Origin of the sequence: Corynebacterium sp. SA-MJD20WY100, assembly GCF_039822565.1 — a bacterium.
Lineage (GTDB): Bacteria > Actinomycetota > Actinomycetes > Mycobacteriales > Mycobacteriaceae > Corynebacterium > Corynebacterium phoceense_A.
In genome coordinates, this window is the sequence record NZ_JBCJKS010000017.1 from 52,650 (window position 1) to 71,515 (window position 18,866).

At 63.2% G+C, this 18,866-nt stretch carries 16 protein-coding genes; 5 read left to right on the plus strand and 11 right to left on the minus strand.

The window, feature by feature from the left end; all coding sequences use genetic code 11:
- Positions 1-19: 19 nt before the first annotated feature.
- Positions 20-3,532: a chromosome segregation protein SMC gene (gene smc, locus ABJ196_RS09820; protein WP_347306660.1), complete on the minus strand. Its 3,513-nt coding sequence runs from the start codon at positions 3,530-3,532 to the stop codon at positions 20-22.
- A 63-nt stretch (positions 3,533-3,595) separates the two neighbouring features.
- Between smc and ABJ196_RS09825 the strand changes: the two genes are divergently transcribed.
- Positions 3,596-3,892: a hypothetical protein gene (locus ABJ196_RS09825; protein ID WP_347306662.1), complete on the plus strand. Its 297-nt coding sequence runs from the start codon at positions 3,596-3,598 to the stop codon at positions 3,890-3,892.
- Here the strand turns inward: ABJ196_RS09825 and ABJ196_RS09830 are convergent.
- The 5 genes from ABJ196_RS09830 to ABJ196_RS09850 all read right to left on the minus strand — a co-directional run bounded on the left by ABJ196_RS09830 (position 3,889) and on the right by ABJ196_RS09850 (position 7,944).
- Positions 3,889-4,167, minus strand: coding sequence for an acylphosphatase (locus ABJ196_RS09830; protein WP_347306664.1), 279 nt, complete (start codon positions 4,165-4,167; stop codon positions 3,889-3,891). The two genes, ABJ196_RS09825 and ABJ196_RS09830, sit on opposite strands and share 4 nt — an antisense overlap.
- 47 nt (positions 4,168-4,214) lie before the next feature.
- Positions 4,215-5,735: an alanine/glycine:cation symporter family protein gene (locus ABJ196_RS09835; protein WP_347306666.1), complete on the minus strand. Its 1,521-nt coding sequence runs from the start codon at positions 5,733-5,735 to the stop codon at positions 4,215-4,217.
- 68 nt (positions 5,736-5,803) lie between these two features.
- Complete coding sequence (mutM, locus tag ABJ196_RS09840) at positions 5,804-6,622, minus strand: bifunctional DNA-formamidopyrimidine glycosylase/DNA-(apurinic or apyrimidinic site) lyase (protein WP_347306668.1); 819 nt, start codon at positions 6,620-6,622, stop codon at positions 5,804-5,806.
- A 6-nt stretch (positions 6,623-6,628) separates the two neighbouring features.
- Positions 6,629-7,405, minus strand: a complete 777-nt coding sequence (rnc, locus tag ABJ196_RS09845) for a ribonuclease III (protein ID WP_347306670.1) — start codon at positions 7,403-7,405, stop codon at positions 6,629-6,631.
- Positions 7,402-7,944, minus strand: a complete 543-nt coding sequence (locus tag ABJ196_RS09850; protein WP_347306672.1) for a YceD family protein — start codon at positions 7,942-7,944, stop codon at positions 7,402-7,404. The genes rnc and ABJ196_RS09850 overlap by 4 nt, the downstream gene beginning before the upstream one ends.
- 165 nt (positions 7,945-8,109) lie before the next feature.
- On the opposite strand from ABJ196_RS09850, the gene ABJ196_RS09855 reads away from it, so the two are divergent.
- A complete protein-coding gene (locus ABJ196_RS09855; protein ID WP_347306674.1) occupies positions 8,110-8,688 on the plus strand; it encodes a hypothetical protein in 579 nt (192 codons plus the stop codon).
- A 21-nt stretch (positions 8,689-8,709) separates the two neighbouring features.
- Here ABJ196_RS09855 and ABJ196_RS09860 read toward each other — a convergent pair whose 3' ends face one another.
- From ABJ196_RS09860 to gdhA, 3 genes are all read right to left on the minus strand, one after another.
- On the minus strand, positions 8,710-9,408 hold the full coding sequence (locus tag ABJ196_RS09860) for a DivIVA domain-containing protein (protein WP_347306676.1): 699 nt from the start codon (positions 9,406-9,408) through the stop codon (positions 8,710-8,712).
- Positions 9,409-9,495: 87 nt separating this feature from the next.
- Positions 9,496-10,401 (minus strand): hypothetical protein, encoded by a 906-nt coding sequence (locus ABJ196_RS09865; RefSeq protein WP_347306678.1) that lies wholly within the window; start codon positions 10,399-10,401, stop codon positions 9,496-9,498.
- 184 nt (positions 10,402-10,585) lie between these two features.
- On the minus strand, positions 10,586-11,938 hold the full coding sequence (gene gdhA / locus ABJ196_RS09870) for an NADP-specific glutamate dehydrogenase (RefSeq protein WP_347306680.1): 1,353 nt from the start codon (positions 11,936-11,938) through the stop codon (positions 10,586-10,588).
- 214 nt (positions 11,939-12,152) lie between these two features.
- Between gdhA and ABJ196_RS09875 the strand changes: the two genes are divergently transcribed.
- Entirely contained in the window at positions 12,153-13,268 is a 1,116-nt protein-coding gene (locus ABJ196_RS09875; RefSeq protein WP_347306682.1) for a glycerate kinase, read from the plus strand.
- 223 nt (positions 13,269-13,491) lie between these two features.
- On the opposite strand, the gene ABJ196_RS09880 is transcribed toward ABJ196_RS09875, so the two are convergent.
- Complete coding sequence (locus ABJ196_RS09880; protein WP_347306684.1) at positions 13,492-13,968, minus strand: Na+/H+ antiporter NhaA; 477 nt, start codon at positions 13,966-13,968, stop codon at positions 13,492-13,494.
- 287 nt (positions 13,969-14,255) lie between these two features.
- Positions 14,256-14,654, minus strand: coding sequence for a hypothetical protein (locus ABJ196_RS09885; RefSeq protein WP_347306686.1), 399 nt, complete (start codon positions 14,652-14,654; stop codon positions 14,256-14,258).
- A 36-nt stretch (positions 14,655-14,690) separates the two neighbouring features.
- Between ABJ196_RS09885 and ABJ196_RS09890 the strand changes: the two genes are divergently transcribed.
- Together ABJ196_RS09890 and ABJ196_RS09895 are read left to right on the plus strand one after the other, a co-directional pair.
- Positions 14,691-15,908: an amidohydrolase gene (locus ABJ196_RS09890; RefSeq protein ID WP_347306688.1), complete on the plus strand. Its 1,218-nt coding sequence runs from the start codon at positions 14,691-14,693 to the stop codon at positions 15,906-15,908.
- Positions 15,909-16,002: 94 nt separating this feature from the next.
- Positions 16,003-18,390 (plus strand): glycogen/starch/alpha-glucan phosphorylase, encoded by a 2,388-nt coding sequence (locus tag ABJ196_RS09895; protein WP_347306690.1) that lies wholly within the window; start codon positions 16,003-16,005, stop codon positions 18,388-18,390.
- Positions 18,391-18,866: the final 476 nt, after the last annotated feature.

Genomic DNA, 18,866 nt, shown 5'->3' on the forward strand with positions numbered 1-18,866 from the left:
GGCACAGCAAAGCCGCGACTCACCCCCGGCTAGCGGGGGCGTCCACGCCCAGGCGGGCGGCATCGGCAGCCGCGACCTCCGAGCCTGGGGCGTCGCCGGCGCGCGTCATGCGCTGCGAGATGACGCGCGTCACGCCGTCGCCGCGCATGGTCACGCCGTAGAGCACGTTCGCGATGTCCATCGTCGGCTTCTGATGTGTAATGACGATGAGCTGCGAGTCCTTGCGCAGCTCCTCGAAGAGCGCAATAAGTCGGCGCAGGTTGACGTCGTCGAGGGCGGCCTCGACCTCGTCCATGACGTAGAACGGGCTGGGGCGCGCGCGGAAGATGGCCACGAGCATGGCCAGCGCGGTGAGCGACTTCTCACCACCGGAAAGCAAGGACAGACGCTTGACCTTCTTTCCCGGCGGGCGAGCCTCAACCTCAATGCCCGTGGTGAGCATGTCATCCGGGTCGGTGAGGATGAGTCGGCCCTCGCCGCCTGGGAAGAGGGTCTGAAAGACCTTGGGGAACTCGGCCTCGACGTCATTCCACGCGTCCGTGAAGAGCTGGAGAATCTGTTCGTCGACGTCTTCGATGACGCCAGTGAGGTCCTTGCGCGCCTGGATGACGTCATCGAGCTGCGTGGACAGGAAGGTGTAGCGCTCCTCCAGCGCTTTGTATTCTTCGAGCGCCAGCGGGTTGACCTTGCCCAGAGAACTCAAGTCTTTTTCGGCCTGCTTGAGGCGCTTCGTCTCCGCGGCGCGGTCGAAGTCCTCGCCCGGCGTGTAATCGCGGAGCAGATCCGTCATCGACAGGCCGAGCTGCTCGACCAGCTTAGCTTCAGCCTCGTCGCGGCGGACCTGGGCCTGGGAACGCGCGATATCCGAGTTATGCGCGTTCGAGGTGAGTCGGTCGAGCTGCGAGCGCGCGGCGGAGACCTGGGCTGCGGCCTGCTGGACGTGGGATTGGAGGCGGGTGCGCTCGGCCAGCGCGGCGTCGCGTTCTTCGGTGGCGCGATCCAGGGCGAGGCTCGCGCGCGCGGCGAGGTCACGGGCGTGGCGGGCGACGGTGCCGGCGAGTTCGGCCTGCGCGCGGCGGCGGGCCATGGCCTGTTCGTGGCGGGCCTTCGCTTGGCGTTCGTGCTCAGCCTGGCGGCGCAGGGCATCGCCGCGGCCGGCTACTTGGGCGACCTTGTCCTGGGCGGAGCGCGCGGCGAGCTGGGCCTCGACCTCCATGGCCTTGACCTGTTCGAGGGCGGCGTTCGCCTCGTCGCGGGCCTGGGAGCTGGGCTCGTCTGGGGTGTCGTCCGCGTCGACGCGGGCGAGGCGGTCGCGGGCCTCGGCGAGTTGCTCGCGCAGCTGCGTGAGCTGGACCTCGATGTCCGTGGCGCGAGCGGCGGCCTTCTCGTGTTCCGCCTTATTCGCCGCATGTTGGGACAGGAGACGCTGGTGGTCGCGCTTCCACGCCTCAATCTGCGTGTCGTGCTCGCGCAGCGCGGCCTTCGCGGAGGCGGCGGTGACGCGGGCGTCTTCCGCGGCGAGCTTGGCGCCCTCGAACGTGCCGGAAAGTTCCTCGAGCTCCGCTTGGGCGGTTACGAGTTCGGCTTCGGCGGCGGCGATGCGGGCGGCGACCTCGACGGTGGTCTGCGCGCCAGTGCCGACTTGAACCCAGCCCTCACCGACGAGAAGGCCGTCAGGCGTCACGGCGCGCAGGCGCGGATCCTCCGCGACGAGGGCGCGGGCTGCAGACGCGTCGGGGGCAAGCACGACGTCGGCGAGGAGCCGCGTGACGGCGGCGCGGACTTCCGGAACTGCGGTGACGTGGTCGAGTAGCCACGAGCAGCCACCTGGGAGCGTCGCGTCGAGGCGCCAGTCCCCCGGGTCGTGGTACGTGGAGGTGTCGAAGAGCGTGGCGCGGGCGGCATCGGAAAGCTGCGTGAGCAGCTCAGGGGTGAGGCTGCCGGCCTGGGCGTCGGCGAAGGCGCCCAGCGCCGCGGCGACGGCCGTTTCCTGCGAGGTCGTGAGGAAGTCCGCGAGCGGATGGAAGTCGGGACCGAGATCAGCGGTCTCCGGCGCGGTGGTTGCCAGCGTCTCGATGCGCGAGCGCAGCGTATAGACGGCGCGTTCGCGTTCGCGCTGGCCGTCACGCAGCTGCTCGAGGCGCTTATCGGCGGCATCGGATTCCGTAGCGGCGCGCACGTGGGCTTCTTCGAGGGGCTGGCGCTCCGCGTCAAGGGCCGCCAGCTTGTCCGCGACGCTGTCGGCCTCGCGCTGGGCGGCCTGCGTGCGCTCCCGGGTGGAACCGAGGGCCTCCTCGTGGCGGGAGAGCTCGGATTCGACGGACTCGACCTGGGCAGAAAGCGACTCCTCCGCGGCGATAAGACGGACAACGCCCTCCCTGCGGTCCGCGATGGCGCGCAATTGAGCCATGTGTTCGCGGTCGGCGGCCTCGAAGGCCTCCCGCTTCTCCAGCAAGGTTTCGCGCAGGGACTCCAGGCGCATGGCGGCTTCCTCTGCCGCTTCGAGGAGCATCTCGTGTTCCTCGTCGGCACGCGCAGCGCGGGCCTCAAGGTCCTCGGGATCCTGGCCGGAGTAGGCGACCTGGGCGCCGACGTTGAGGGCACGCTCGGTGGCAATGCGCTGGGTCGCGGAGACGCGCTCGGCAAGGGAGGACAGATCGAACCACAGCTTTTGGGCGGCATCGGCAGCCGGTGCCGCGACGGCGAGCTGGGCCTCGACGTCGGCGTGGGCTTCTTCTACAGCTTCGAGCTGGGCTTGGAGCGTGGCGACCTGTTCGGCGAGGAGCTCGGCTTGTTTCTCCGCGTTGTCGTATTCGGCGCGCAGGCGCACGACCTGGTCGCCGGCGAGACGCAGGCGGGCGTCGCGCAGATCCGCCTGGACCGTGGCGGCGCGCTTCGCGGCTTCCGCCTGTCGCGCGAGGGGCTTGAGCTGCTTGCCCAGCTCATCCGTGAGGTCCTGCAGGCGATCCAGGTTCGCCTGCATGCCGGTGAGCTTGCGCTGCGCCTTTTCTTTGCGGCGGCGGTGCTTGAGGACGCCGGCCGCCTCTTCGATATAGGAACGGCGGTCCTCCGGACGCGACTCGAGGATCTCCGCGAGCTTGCCCTGCCCGACGATAACGTGCATCTCGCGGCCGATACCGGAGTCGCTGAGGAGCTCCTGAATGTCCATGAGGCGGGCCTTGGCGCCATTAATCTCATATTCACTCGCGCCGTCGCGGTACATGCGGCGGGTGACGGAGACCTCGGAGTACTCGATGGGCAGCGCACCATCCGCGTTGTCGATGGTGAGCGTCACCTCGGCGCGCCCCAAGGCCTTGCGGTCACCCGCACCGGCGAAGATGACGTCCTGCATCTTGCCGCCACGCAACGTTTTGGCGGAGCCCTCCCCCATGACCCACGCGAGGGCATCGACGACATTGGATTTGCCGGAGCCATTGGGACCAACCACGGCGCAGATGCCGGGCTCAAATTTCATAGACGTCGCCGACGCGAAGGACTTGAATCCTTTGAGCGTGAGCGATTTGAGGTGCATTCGTGCAATTCTAGCAAGCCATGAGCTAAGCCTAGATATAAGTAATTTTTAAGGTTAGATATCGTGCGGGAATCAGGAGTTGCGCGCTCGGCCTGTTACCGGCGCTTCCGCTCGCGCGATGACGTGGTGGAACAACTCACCGCTTCCGTGCGGGAGGCCGTTCTCGCCGCGGAAATCGACGTGGACACCGAGGGCTGGCAGTACGTCTTTGCGCTTGCCGATGCCCTCAGCCCCCGCGATATGTCGCTCGAGGAGCGCTTCGGGTGCTTGGCGTGGAAAGGGGCCTTCGTCAACCTCGTGAGAAATTTCATCGAATACCCCACCACGCGATGGATGAGCCACCTTCCCCGTGAGGTCTAGCGTTCGATAAAGCCCGACTCGCCCTTGGGCTGTGCCCACTGCGGAACGACCATGTCGACCGTGCCGGGCCGGCGCGTCGTGGACGGCTGCTCACGGGTGAGCTCAAGGAGGCGCTCACAGACCTCGCGCGGGCCTTCCGCGACGATTTGGACGCGGCCGTCGCTCAAGTTTGTGGCGTGCCCGGTCAAGCCAAGTTCGAGGGCGCGGGAGCGCACCCACCAACGAAACCCCACTCCTTGGACGTAGCCGTGAACAAATGCGGTCATGCGAACCATGGGATGGGGTCTCCTTAGATTTCGGTATCTGGGTTTCTCGTGGCGAGTTAGAACTCGCGGAAGTTGGTGCGGTCTCCCAGCTTATCGTTTAAGTGCTGGCGGTCTTCCACGCTACGACGCGTCACAGGATCGGAGCCGTCCCAGACCTCGATGTTGGACACGCCCGGCAGCATGTCGCGGTGGAAGACGGGGTCGACGCCCTGGCGACGCTGGTCGTTGTAGTTCTTGAGCAGCTTGATGGCCACGCCCGACAGCGGCACGATGGCTGCGACGTTGAGCAGCACCATAATGGCGGCACCGGTATCGGCCAAGTCGAAGACAGTGCCCAGCGGGGCCACGGCGCCGTAGAAGACGAAAGCCACAGAGATAACGCGGAAGCCCCACAGCGCCCACTTCTGCTTGAAGAGGTAGGTGATATTGGATTCCGCAAGGTAGTAGTTCCCCAGCACCGAAGAGAAGGCCAGGAAGAACAGAATGAACGTGATGAAGTGCGTACCCCATACGCCCACGACGTTGCTCAGCGAGGACTGCGTGAGGGCCACGCCAGCGATCTCGTCGCTGCCGAAGGACTCGAAGTCCGTGCCGAGCAGGATGATGAACGCCGTGATGGAACAGACGACGAGAGTATCGAAGTAGACGCCGAGCGTCTGCACGAGCCCCTGCTTGACCGGGTGCGAGACCGTCGCGGTGGCCGCGGCGTTCGGGGCAGAGCCTTCACCGGCCTCATTGGAAAACAGGCCGCGCTGAATACCCTTCATCAGTGCCATGCCAAAGGTCGCGCCGGCGACCTCGCTGAAGCCGAAGGCCGACTCGACGATGTGGAGGAACATTGCAGGAACTTCACCGATGTTGATGACGATGACCACGAGACCCACGGCGAGGTATGCCAGCGCCATGAAGGGCACGACGACCTGCGTGATGTTGGCAATGCGCTTCACGCCACCGATGATGATGAGACCCGAAACAAATGCAACGGCCAGACCGATGATGGCCTTGAAGGTCGTGGAGTCCTGATTGAAAGAGGTCGCGAAGGACTCAGAGATGGCGTTGGTCTGGAATGCTTCGTAGAGCCAGCCGAAGGTAATGGCGATGGCCACGGAGAAGACCGCCGCCAGCTTCTTCCAGCCCAGGCCGCGGCTCATGTAGTACGCCGGGCCACCGCGGTAGGTATCCCCGTCGCGGATCTTCCACAGCTGAGCGAGCGTCGACTCGATGAAGGATGTCGCGCCGCCCAGGATGGCAATTATCCACATCCAGAACACCGCGCCCGGTCCACCGACGGAAATCGCGACGGCCACGCCGGCGATGTTGCCGGTGCCCACGCGCGACGCCGCGGAAATGGTGAACGCCTTAAACGCGGAGATGCCGCCGTATTCCTCGTCCTCGTCGGCGCCCACGCCCTTGGGGCGCTCGACGATGGCCTTGAACATATCGGGCACCATTCGGATCTGCACGACGGCAGTCCGGAAACCAAAGAAGAGACCCGCAGCGATGAGCAGCCACGGAAGGACCCATGTCCACAGAGTGTTGTTAATCGCACCGAGCACGGTGCTAAAAATTTCCTGCATGCAGAAAACAATAGGGTATGTGAGCCGGATCTACCTATCTCATGCGACAGGAGACATCTCACTTTCCCCTATTTTTGGCAATTCGGACAGTAGTGCGTGCCGCGCCCGCCCAGCACGATCTTGGTCAGCGGCGTGCCGCACCGGTCGCAGGGTTCGCCGTGTTGCCCATACGCGTGCAGAGAGCGGTCAAAGTACCCGGATTCGCCATTGACGTTGACGTACAGGGCGTCGAAGCTCGTGCCGCCCACCGCGAGCGCGCGTCCCATGACGTCCGACGCCGCCCCGAGGAGCGCCACCGCCTCTCGTTGTAACAGACTCGAGGCGCGCCGCGTCGGTCGGATCCCCGCCGCCCAGAACGCCTCGTCCGCGTAGATATTGCCAATTCCGCTCACCACGGTCTGGTCCATGAGCGCGACTTTCGCGGCGCTCTTCTTTCGCCGCAGCCGTCGCGCGGTCGCCACGACGTCGAAGTCTGGTTCCAAGGGATCAGGCGCGATATGTGCAATCTTCGACCAGGGACCATAGAGCCAATAACCGAACGTGCGCTGGTCGATAAAGGACAGTTCGAGTCCCTCCGATAACGTCGCGCGCACCCGCACGTGTTTCGACGACACCTCGCCCACCCGCATCTGTCCCGACATGCCCAAGTGCACATGGAGAACGTCGCGGTGCGGATCACTGCGGTCCTCCCCCTCGAATTCGAGCCACATGAACTTGCCCCGGCGCGCGACATCCGCGACGGTGCGCCCCACGAGCAGGCCCGCCAGCGGCGCCAGTTGTCCCCTATTCGACCGCGGGTGAAGGACCTCCACGCGTTCAAACGTGTGGCCCGGCAGATAGCCCACCAACCCCCGGCGGACAGACTCGACCTCAGGAAGTTCCGGCATGCAGACCTAGCTCTGGGTCCACGTATCCACGGTGCCGGCAACGAGCTCCGGGTGCTCTGTCAGCGCGCCGTGGGCCTTTTCTGCCGCCTGTTGTTCGGCCAGCTTCTTGTTCTGTCCGATACCCACGCCCAGCTCTTTGCCCGCGACATGCGCGTGTGCGGTGAAAGTCTGCGCATGCTCGGGGCCGGTGGACGTCGCCGAATACACCGGCATGGGCGCGCGCAATTCCGCGCACAGCTCCTGTAGGTTCGTCTTCCAGTCCAAATGACGGCCCGAGGCAGTGGCGTTGTCGATCTTCTTCTTAAACAGCGTGAGAATCACGTCGCGCGCTGGCTCAAAACCATGCGTGCGGTAGATGGCGCCAAAAAGGGCCTCCATCGTGTCTGCCAGGATGGAGTCTTTATCTGCGCCGCCCGTGGTCGTCTCGCCCTTGCCCAGCAGGATGTACTGACCCAGGCCAATTTCGCGTGCGATGTCGGACAAGCCGTAACGCGAGACGATGGACGCGCGCATCTTCGAGATATCAGACTCAGGACGCGACGGGTACTGCGTATAGAGCTGCGAGGCCACGGACAGGCCCAACACCGCGTCACCAAGAAACTCCAGTCTTTCGTTGTTCGGCAAGTGGCCGTGCTCGTTCGCGAAGGAACGGTGCGACAGCGCAAGCCGCAGCAAGTCATGCGGAATGTCGATGCCGAGCGACGCCAGCAGCGGCGCATGGTCGACCGAGTTGAACGCAGCCTCCAGCGCTTCTTCGCCCGTCATCTTAGTTTTCTTGCTCACAGGAACTTCTCCAGTCCGGCCCAACGCAGGTCAGTCGTATTATCCTCTTCGCCCGAGGTGCCCAGCGTCACGCCCTCGACCTCCGGCGCGTCGCAGCCGTCCTCACACGTGGGGTTAAACGGCAGCGTCAAGCCAGCCTCATCGATGACGGCCTGGAGAATATCGATCTCGTCACCCTCAATGATTGGAGTCTCGTCACCCGAGCCCTCGTCCGCCTCATCCGCCGCGTCACCAGAAATGAAATCCGGGTCCGTGGCATAGACCTGCGTGATGTGAAGATCCACCGGCGGGGTGAGCGGGCGCAAGCACCGCACGCACTCGCCTTCCAACTGTCCATGGATATCGGCGTCAACCATAATCGCGCCGCCCAGCGGGGTCAGCGTCGCTTCGACGCTCAGGTCGCCGCCCTTGGGGATAGCGATCATTTCGACACCAATGCGTTCCGGCGCCGGCCCCGTCTGCGTGTGCTGCTGCGGCATGCCATCAGCATCCGGGCCGCGCAGCAAGTCCGCAACATTAAACTTAAGTGGAGAAGTCATAGCAATGACATATCCTACCCGAACGCCCCTATACATGGCGGTTCGCCTACCGGGCACACAGATTTGCTCCGCTCTCTGGCAATCACCTGTCGAGGTGCGCACAAAGGCCTTTAAGTACACCCAAAGTGCTTTCCTCTGCGTAGCGCACATCCTTATTCTTTTCTTATGACCAACGAATTCCTCGCGAGCGCCTCGAGCGCCATAGCCACCCTGGTGCCACAAGCCCTGCATGCTTTTGTGTTCGCTGCCGTGGTGCCCTGCGCTCTCCTCGTGGGAATCGGCTCCCTTGCGCGTCACTTCGCACGTCCCCGCACCGCTGGTACCACGCGGCGCTTGGGCTTCCGTCAGCTTCTCGTCCGCGGGTTCGCCTGCGGACTCGGCATCGGAATCTTCACGCTGCTACCAATCCCCTTCACGGTGACGGTCATTATCGCCTCGGGCTTGTGCATCTTCGCTGCCTCGGTCTTAGCGTGGCGCGGCACGTTCCCCGTCGCGTCCGTCTTCGTTGCCGTGGCCGGCATGATGCTCGGCACGGTCACCGTGGAGATCCTCACGAATATCGTCTACGACCTCGAGTTTGGCACCAACGCCACGGCCAACTGGTCCGCGTCGCTCACCATTATGTGGATCCTCTACGCCATCCCCAGCAGCATCATCGCGTTGCTCTTCGCGGGTCTGGCAGCACAGACCCGGCGCCCCCAGTCTGCCGATGCCCCCGCGCGCGTCCACGCGCACACCCGATAGGGCCGCCGGGCTACTCCCCTCTTAGCGCTGCGCGCGGTACGCGTTGTAGTCTTCTTCGCCGCGGCCGGAGGCACCGGCGCCGCGGCGCAGGGCCTGGCGGTCGGAGCCCACGGTACGCAGGATGGCCGTGAGCGATTCCTCGAACTGAGACAGCTTCTCATCGACGAAATCATCACACTCGCGGCGCAGGCGCGAGGATTCTGCATGGGCGGTCTCCACGATGCGGTGTGCCTCGTCATCCGCGCGGCGCACGACCTCAGACTCGGAGACCAAACGCTCCTGCTCCGCCTGACCTTCCGCCACCGCACGGTCATAGGACTGATTGCCCTGTGCGACAAGACGCTCGGCCTCAGCACGCGCATCCTCGACGGTACGGGCAGCACGGTCTTCCGCCTGCGCCACCATCGAAGTGGAACGCTGCTGGGCCTCAGCGAGCATGCCATCCGAATCTTCTTGTGCACGCGCGACCATGTCCTGGGCATCGCGATCCGCGTCCGCGATGGTCTGGTCAGCACGCTCCTGCGCACCGGCCAGGATGGCGTCCTGGCGGTCCAGCACGTCTTGTGCATCATCGAGCTCGACGGGCAGCGCATTGCGCAACTCATCGAGAAGTGCCAGCATATCGTTGCGCGGGACGACGCAGTTCGACGTCATGGGCACGCCATAGGCCTGCTCCAAGATTTGTACAAGCTCGTCAAGGGACTCGAATACGCGATACATGCCCACCAGGATACGTGGGGCTCCGCCCCGAAACGGGGATCCCACGCTCGAGTGTCCGGAAGATTATCGCTCAATGCGACTTTCCCGTCAGCGCGACGAGAGCGCGGCAAAGATATCGCTCGACAGCTTCACCATCTGCGCACGCTCCGCACGCGACCGCCCCTGCTTATCACGCACGGGCTCAACACTCACCGTTACCTGCGACATGGTGGTCACGCCGGTGGCGACATCCTGGATAGAAATCGGGACAACGAACTTCGCGTTCGGCTGATCCTCGGGCGGATTCGCAATAAACTCGCCCGTATCCTTATCGACGGACACCCAGGCGGGCACGGTCCAGCCCTTCGCAGGATCCGGGCTCGCGATGTCGTAGCGGTAGCCACTGCGGCCATCTTTGAGCTGCGAGGTCGTCTCGCGCGACCAGATCTCCGGTGGCCGGGACGTACTAAAGCCTTGCTCCGCCATGACGTCGCGGTAGTGGACGACGTCCATCTTCTCGTTAGTCACATCCGCGAGCGTGGGCGGCACCACGTGAATGCGCAGGATGGTGTACTCACTGGGGCCAATCTTCGGATTATTGATGGCCACAGCAACTTCGTTGATGCCGGGATATTCAGCATCGCTCGCCGTGATAGTCAGGGTGCCATCGGGCGCGGCCTGGACGATGTCGTCACGAAATGGCAGTTCGTAGCTGCCATCGACAAAGCTCGTGGAGAACGTGTACCCCTCCGCGGCCGGATCCGTCACCACGGAGCCGTCCGGGCGTGTCATCGAGGTCGGCCGGATGGTCATCGTTTGCCCCTGGACAACCGTGGGAAGGTGCGGGTAGTGAATAGTGGCGTAGTCGCTCTCCGCCTCCGGGTTACCAATGGGACCCTGACCAATCTGGCCGTAGCCACCGGAGCCGTCCCGCACGATGGCCGCGTGGGCAGGGGCCACAGACAAAGAAACAGCGAGGACGGTACTCGCGAGGACAGAAGTGATACGTGACATGAGAAATTCCTTTCAGATGGCGTCTTACTTTTACTTCTGAAATACCTTAAAGTTCCCTTTGTGACACAGGTTACCTAACCGAGCGGACTATGTGAAGAGTTCCCACTAAAGACAACCACGGCCCCACCACACCCTGAGGTCAGTGGAGCCGCGGAATGCTGAGGCAGCCGGAAGAATCGGAGCCTTAGATAACGCCCTGCGCCAACATAGCGTCGGCAACCTTCTTGAAGCCCGCGATATTCGCGCCGGCAACGTAGTCGCCCTCGCGGTCGTAGTCCTTCGCGGTCTTGTCGATGTTCTTGAAGATGTTGGACATGATCTCGTGGAGGCGCTGGTCGGTGTATTCGAAGGACCAGGAGTCACGGGAGGCGTTCTGCTGCATCTCAAGCGCAGACGTTGCAACACCACCGGCGTTAGCGGCCTTGCCCGGCGCGTAGCGGATGTCGTTCTGCAGGAAGAAGTGAACGGCCTCCGGGGTGGACGGCATGTTGGCGCCCTCCGCCACGTAGCGGGTGCCGTTGGCAGCGAGCAGCTTGGCAGACTCGCCGTCGAGCTCATTCTGGGTGGCACACGGCAGAGCCACGTCGGCCTTGACCTCCCAGATGTTGCCACCCTTGTGGTACTCAGCGCCGTTGCCCGCCTCGGCAGCGTACGCAGAGATACGAGCACGGCGGACTTCCTTGACATCCTTGAGCAGTTCGAGGTCCACGCCGTTCGGGGTGGAGACGTAACCGGAGGAGTCAGACATAGCGACAACGGTACCGCCCAGCTGCTGGACCTTCTCAGCGGCGTAGATGGCAACGTTACCGGAACCGGAGACGATAACCTTGGCACCCTCGAAGGACTCGTTGTGGGCCTTCATCATCTCGCTGGTGAGGTAGACCAGGCCGTAGCCGGTGGCCTCGGTGCGGACGAGGGAGCCGCCCCAGGTGAGTCCCTTGCCGGTAAGGACGCCGGACTCGTGCTGGTTGGACAGGCGGCGGTACTGACCGAAGAGGTAGCCAATCTCGCGGCCGCCGACTCCGATGTCACCCGCCGGGACATCGCGGTACTCGCCAATGTGGCGGTAGAGCTCCGTCATGAAGGACTGGCAGAAGCGCATGATTTCACGGTCCGACTTGCCCTTGGGGTCGAAGTCCGAGCCGCCCTTGCCGCCGCCGATGGGCAGGCCGGTGAGCGAGTTCTTAAAGATTTGCTCGAAGCCCAGGAACTTGATGATGCCCAGGTTGACGGACGGGTGGAAACGCAGACCACCCTTGTAGGGGCCGAGCGCGGAATTGAACTGCACGCGGAAGCCACGGTTGACCTGAATGTTGCCGTTGTCATCGGTCCACGGCACGCGGAAGATGAGCTGGCGCTCCGGCTCGCAGAGACGCTCAATGAGGCCATAGTCGGCGTAGTGCGGGTCCTTGCCCAGCACGATCTTCAGAGAATCGAGAACCTCGGACACGGCCTGGTGGAACTCCGGCTCGCCAGCGTTGCGCTTGAGGAGCTTGTCGTAGTACTCGGAAATCTGAGTGTCAACCGATGCAGTCATGTGTAACCCCTTTATATGTAGCGTCCCATGTGACGGGATTTAATTCCTAACGGTTGATAGTTTCCACCGCCGCGCCCAAAAGTGCAACTCACACACCCGTTAGCTTCCTCACACCAACGCCACTACCAGCAATAATGGGGTCGAAAAATTTCTATAGCTGTTTCTATATTCCTACAGAATTGAAGAGATTTCGCCACCCTTTATACTCATCTCTATGAATTCGCCCCTCATCATCGTCGCCCCCGATTCTTTCAAAGGCTCAGCCACCGCCGCCGAGGCCGCCGCAGGCATCGCCTCTGGCATCCGCGCCGAGCTTGCCGATGCCACCGTGGTCACCCTCCCCATGGCCGACGGCGGCGAGGGCACCGCCCAGGTCCTCGCCGAGGCAGCAGCCGCCCGCGGCGAACAAATGGTCACCGTTCAGCTCCCTGCGACCGACGCCGTGGGCCGGCTCACCGAGGCAACCTACTTCCTCAACCAGTCCACGCAGACGGCCTACATTGACGTCGCCGCGGCCACGGGTCTGCCTGCCGTGAAGGACGCGCTGGAGCCGCGCACCGCAGATTCATATGGCACCGGCGTGCTGATCGCGGATGCCGAGTCGCGCGGCGCAAAGCACATCGTGCTGGGCCTTGGCGGCTCCGCCACGATCGACGGCGGCACAGGAATTCTCACCGCGCTCGGTGCCGCCGCGCATGACGCACGCGGCTACGCGCTACCCAAGGGCGGTGCCGCACTCGTGCAACTCGACACCATCGATACCGCGCAGCTCAATATGAAGGCAGCGATGCTTGACTACACGTTGCTCGCGGACACGCGCACGGTGCCGGCCCACGCCCCCGCTGTCTTTGGTCCACAAAAGGGCGCGACCCGCGAGGACGTCGCGCTGCTTACGGGCGCGATGCTGCGTCTGTGCGAGGTCACCGGCATCGACGCCGAACGCGAGAGCTTCGGCGCGGCCGGCTGCATTCCGGTCGGGCTCACGTGGGTCTCTGCCCTTCTGTGGGGCTCCGAGGACCACACCACACTCGAGCCCGGCGGACGCTTCGTCGCCGAGGCCCTAGGAATTCCGGAACGTCTCCGCGAGGCCGCCCTCCTCGTAACCGGCGAAGGCCGCTTTGACGAGCAGTCCACAACCGGCAAGGTCGTGGGCACGCTCCTCGACCTCGCGGAAGACTCCGCCACCCCCGCCGCTGTCGTCGCAGGCGAACTCGCCGCCGACGTCCCCGAAGGCGTGCTGTCTGCTGAGCTCAGCCAAGAAGGCGTTCTCCAGGAGCAACTGCGCGAGGCCGGCCGTGCTATAGCCCGCAGCTTCAACTCACGAGGCTAGGCCACAACGGCTGCAGGGAATTCCTCCGTCTCCGCGGTAGATTCCCACCTCGCATAAGCGCGATGACGCAGCCCCAGGATGGTAGCGCCGATCACCGCGGCAATCACCAACCCTGTAAGAATCGCAATCTTGGATGCGTCGCTATAGGCCGATCGCACACCACAGGACAGCTCGGCGATGAGCAGAGACTCAGTAAAGCCGATTCCAGCGAGTGCGACGATACCTATCGCATCGCTCCACGCGATGGACGGGTCGAGGTCGGCGCCGCGGAAACGGGGCGCAGGTGATGCTCGAGGGTATCGGCAAGCCCATGGTGAGCTCCCATCGCGCGCGCCCTCTCCGACACGCTCGCCGACACCATGAATGCCCACACGACACCCGCGATGGTGGCGTGGATGCCAGTGTTCAGGAGCAAATCGCAGCGACGCACGACGAACGCGTAGGCCACGATCGGAACGAGCAACGGTAACAGGTAGTGCAACTGCAGGCTCGAGGTATAGAACACCGCGATAATGGCGATGAGATCATCGACGACCGCCGGCGTGAGCAAAATCGTGCGCACGGCCGCGGGCAGACGGGAGCCGACAACTGCGAGTACCGCCAGCACACATGCGATATCCGTCGCCGCCGGAATAGCCCACCCACCTAACGTCTCAGTCGAGCTGCGCGCATTAATGAGCACGAAGATGAGCGAAAGCACGGCGACCCACCACTGCGGGTCAACACAGGCACGGCAGCCTTGCCGGGATTGCGCAATTGGCCCGAGACAAACTCTTTCTTCAACACCAGCCCAGCAATAAAGAAGAACACGGCCAGTAAGGCGTCGGCCCCATTATGTTTCCCGATTAATGAGAAACTCGCCACAGCCTAACTTGGATCCCCAGTACCCCCAAAAGATTTAGGTACGCACAGTCCACGACGCGACCAAACGCACGCCACATCAACTCTTCCCCTCGAAAGAGGGCGGCATTGTACTTGGCAACACGTCTAGCGGAGGATCTCCAGCGTCCACGGGAAAATCGCGGGCAGCTCATAATCCTTCTCGTTTTCGAGCAGCACGTAATCCTGCGGCAGCTCCGCGTGCGGGGTCAGCAGGCGTGAGAGCACCATCGCGAGCTGGTTGAGAGAACCGTTAAGGCCCTCGACGGCAATCGGGTAACGGTACACGGAGGCGAACTCCAAGTCCTGGCCGTCGTGCTCGTCGCGGTAGACCTGGCGCAGCTGGTCGGCAAGTCCCTCCGGCAGCTTCGGGTTCGTCACAAGCTCCACGTTGGCCGAGGTCATGCGGCCGGCCTGCACGAGCTTATCGACGGCGGTCTGGAAAACTTCGCGGACCTTCTCGCTCTGCTCATCCGGGACGAGGACATCAAATTGAATAATAGGCATGAGGGCAACCTTACCCATGGGAGTAAGGTGAAATCTATGTCTTCTGCAACACCATCCCATGCCTCTACTATCGCCCAGCTTCTCCACGACACCACCGCTGACCTGTCGTGGCAGCGCGAGTTCTACGAAGACCTCCACCGCAACCCCGAGCTCTCCCACGAAGAAGAGCGCACGGCGGGCCGGATTCGGGAGCGCCTGGAGGCGTTGGACTGCGAGATTATTGGGGGCATCGGCGGGCATGGCATGGTGGCCGTCTTCCGCAACGGTGAGGGCCCCACCATCCTGGTGCGCGCGGACTTCGACGCACTGCCGATCGCGGAGGCTTCCGGCGCGGCGTATGCCTCGACGAATGGAAACATGCATGCGTGCGGCCACGACATGCACGTCACCGGTTTGTTGGGTGCCTGCTCCATCCTCGACGCGGAACGCGATGCGTGGTCCGGTACCTTCCTCGCGCTCTTCCAACCGGCGGAGGAAACCTCGGATGGCGCAAAGCTCATGATTGCCGATGACCTAGTGGGTCGCGTGCCGAAGCCCGATATCTGCTTGGGCCAACACATCATGCCGGGGCCGGCTGGACAGGTGCAGTCCGCCGCGGGCCCGGTGCTCGCCGGCTGCGACTCCATCCGCATCACCATCACCGGCCGTTCCGCGCACGCGTCCATGCCGCATAAATCAATCGATGCGACCTATATCGCGGCGATGATCGTCGTGCGTCTCCAGGGAATCGTCGGTCGTGAGGTCGCACCGAGCGACTTCTTTGTCATTTCCGTGGGCGAGCTGCACTCGGGCGATAAGAACAACATCATCCCCGATTCCGCGACGCTCGTGCTCAATACTCGGTACTACGATCCCGCGATTGCTGAGCGCGTCTATGCATCGCTCAAGCGCGTCGTTGAGGCCGAATGCACCGCCTCGGGATCACCGCTTCCGCCGACTTTCGAGTTTTATGCGCACGGTGAGGTCACCGATAACGACCTTGCCGTGCACGAGGCTGTCCGCGAGGTATTCGACGCCACCTTTGACGAGGACTCTGTCACCGGGGAACCCAATACCGCTTCCGAGGACTTCAGCTACCTGCCACAGGCCTGGGGCGTGCCCTACTACTACTGGTTTGTGGGCTCTACCTCGGCGGATCAGCTGGATAATCCGCCAGTCAACCACCAAGCGGACTTCCTGCCGGAGTATGAGCCGACCGCCCACGCGGCAACCCGCGCCGCGGCCGCTGCGGCGCTCACGTATCTCGCGCATTAAGCGTGCGCGACGCGTCATAAGCCACGCTGCACGCGTCACCCCGCGCGGTTAAAATAGAGTGCATTCGTTTCCACCCGCAACAGTAGAGGAAAAAATGTCGCACTCTGCATTTGAAAGGGCCATCCCGGGCCACGTCCGCGCCGCCGCTGGCGTCAGCCCGATCACCGCCACTGACCGCAAATTCTGGTCCGGACTGTCGTCCGCCGTCATGGAACAGATCGCGGACAGCTGGGAGGCCACGCGCCGCGCATACCGCAAGACCCGCGGTCAGCATTACTTCTCCGCCGAATTCCTCCAAGGCCGCGCGCTGCTCAACAACTTAACCAACCTCGACCTCGTCGATGACGCTGTTGCCGCTTCCCGCGCCGCAGGCCGCGAGCTCACCGACGTCCTCGAGGCTGAGCACGACGCCGCGCTGGGCAACGGTGGCCTGGGCCGCCTTGCCGCTTGCTTCCTCGATTCCGCCGTCACGCAGGATTACCCAGTGACCGGCTACGGTCTGCTCTATCGCTACGGCCTGTTCCGCCAGTCTTTCGACCATGGCTACCAGAAGGAACAACCGGACTCCTGGATGGAAAACGGCTACGACTTCGTCGTGCGCCGCGCCACGAGCCAGCGCCGCGTCCACTTCGACGACATGGATGTCCGCGCCATCCCCTACGACATGCCGATTACAGGTTACGGCACGGACAACGTGGGTACGCTGCGTCTGTGGAAGTCCGAACCCATCGACGAATTCGATTACGACGCCTTCAACTCCCAGCGCTTTACTGACGCCATCGTCGAGCGCGAGCGCGTCATGGACATCTGTCGCGTGCTCTACCCCAACGACACGACGTACGAGGGCAAGGTCCTGCGCGTGCGCCAGCAGTACTTCTTCGTCTCTGCCTCGCTACAGCAGATTATCGACGACTACCTCGAGTACCACGGCGACGACCTCACGGGCTTCGCGGACTACAACTCCATTCAGCTCAATGACACCCACCCGGTGCTCGCTATCCCGGAGCTCATGCGCCTGCTTATGGATGAGCACGAGCTGGGCTGGGATGACGCTTGGGCCGTCGTCCAGAAGACCTTCGCCTACACCAACCACACCGTCCTGGCTGAGGCCCTGGAGAGCTGGGACGTCTCCATCTTCCAGAAGCTGTTCTGGCGCATCTGGGAAATCGTCGAGGAAATCGACCGCCGCTTCCGTTCCGAGATGGCCGAGCGTGGCCTCGACCAAGGCCGCATCGACTACATGGCTCCGGTCTCCAACGGCCAGGTTCACATGGCGTGGATCGCCTGCTACGCGGCCTTCTCTATCAACGGCGTTGCCGCCCTGCACACCGAGATCATCAAGGCCGACACTCTGTCTGAGTGGTACGACCTCTGGCCGGAGAAGTTCAACAATAAGACGAATGGCGTCACCCCTCGCCGCTGGCTGAAGATGTGTAACCCGCGTCTGGCCAAGCTGCTCACCAAGCAGTCCGGCTCGGACGAGTGGGTCACCAACCTCACCGCGCTCAAGGAACTCGCGCCTCTGGCCGATAACCCCAAGGTGCTCGCTAAGCTCCAGGAGATCAAGCGCAAGAACAAGGCCGACTTTGCTGCGTGGGTCAAGGACCACCAAGGCGCTGAAGTCGACCCGGATTCTATCTTCGACGTCCAGATCAAGCGTCTGCACGAGTACAAGCGTCAGCTTATGAACGCGCTCTACATCTTGGACCTCTACTTCCGCATCAAGGACGACGGCGAGACCGTCCCGAAGCGCACGTTCATCTTCGGCGCCAAGGCGGCTCCGGGCTACATGCGTGCGAAGGCCATTATCAAGCTCATCAACACCATCGCCGAGCTGGTCAATAACGACCCGGCGACCAAGGACATCATCCGTGTCGTCTTCGTGGAGAACTACAACGTCTCCCCTGCCGAGAAGATCATTCCGGCCGCCGATGTTTCCGAGCAGATCTCCGTCGCCGGTAAGGAAGCCTCCGGTACCTCCAACATGAAGTTCATGATGAACGGAGCGCTTACTCTAGGAACGATGGACGGCGCGAACGTTGAGATCGTCGACGCTATCGGCGAGGAGAACGCCTACATCTTCGGTGCTCGCAACGAAGAACTACCGGAGCTGCGCAAGTCCTACAACCCGGGCGAGCTCTACAACACGGTGCCGGGTCTCAAGCGCGTTCTCGACGCACTGACCAACGGATTGCTCGGTCACGAGAACTCCGGTCTCTTCGGCGACCTGCGTTCCTCCCTCCTCGATGGCCTAGGCGAGCACGCTCAGGACACCTACTACGTCCTCGGCGACTTCGCTGACTACCGCGAGACCCGCGACCGCATGGCGCAGGAGTACGTCGATGACCCGGATGGATGGGCGAAGAAGGCATGGCTCAACATCTGCTACTCCGGCCGCTTCTCCTCCGACCGCACCATCGCGGATTACGCAAACGAGGTCTGGAAGATTAAGCCAACGCCGATTGCTGGTACCGAAGCCTAAATAACTAAGGCTCCCTCCGTGCCGCCGCCGAGCCCTATGCTCCGCGGCGGCACACGCGTCTCAAGCGTTCGAGGAAACAAACACTGAGGAAAACGAATGCAGCCGGCGCCACATGGCGGGTGGTGCCGGCTGCGGTGGGATTTCGTGGAGTCGTACTTCCAAGACAGTCCCGGAGCCTGTACGAGGCGTATGTAGTTGTGTTGTGCCGCCAAGGAGTACAGCAAGTCTTGAGAGGTTGACCGAGCCGATGCCGAGTGCGGGCATGGTGCGGTCGGGCGGCATAGCAGCGATGTTCTGGGGCCGGAGTCGCCGGTGGGTGCGTAGATGGGAAGCTGGTTGGAGGCGACGGAGTGGCCGGTGATCTTCATCAATTTCCAGTCGATGCTGTCGGGCAGTTCGGAGCGTGTCAAGTTGATTGTGTGTGGGGCTTGATTTCTTAGAGGTATTGGTCGAAGCGGTCGGGGTAGGCCACGGCC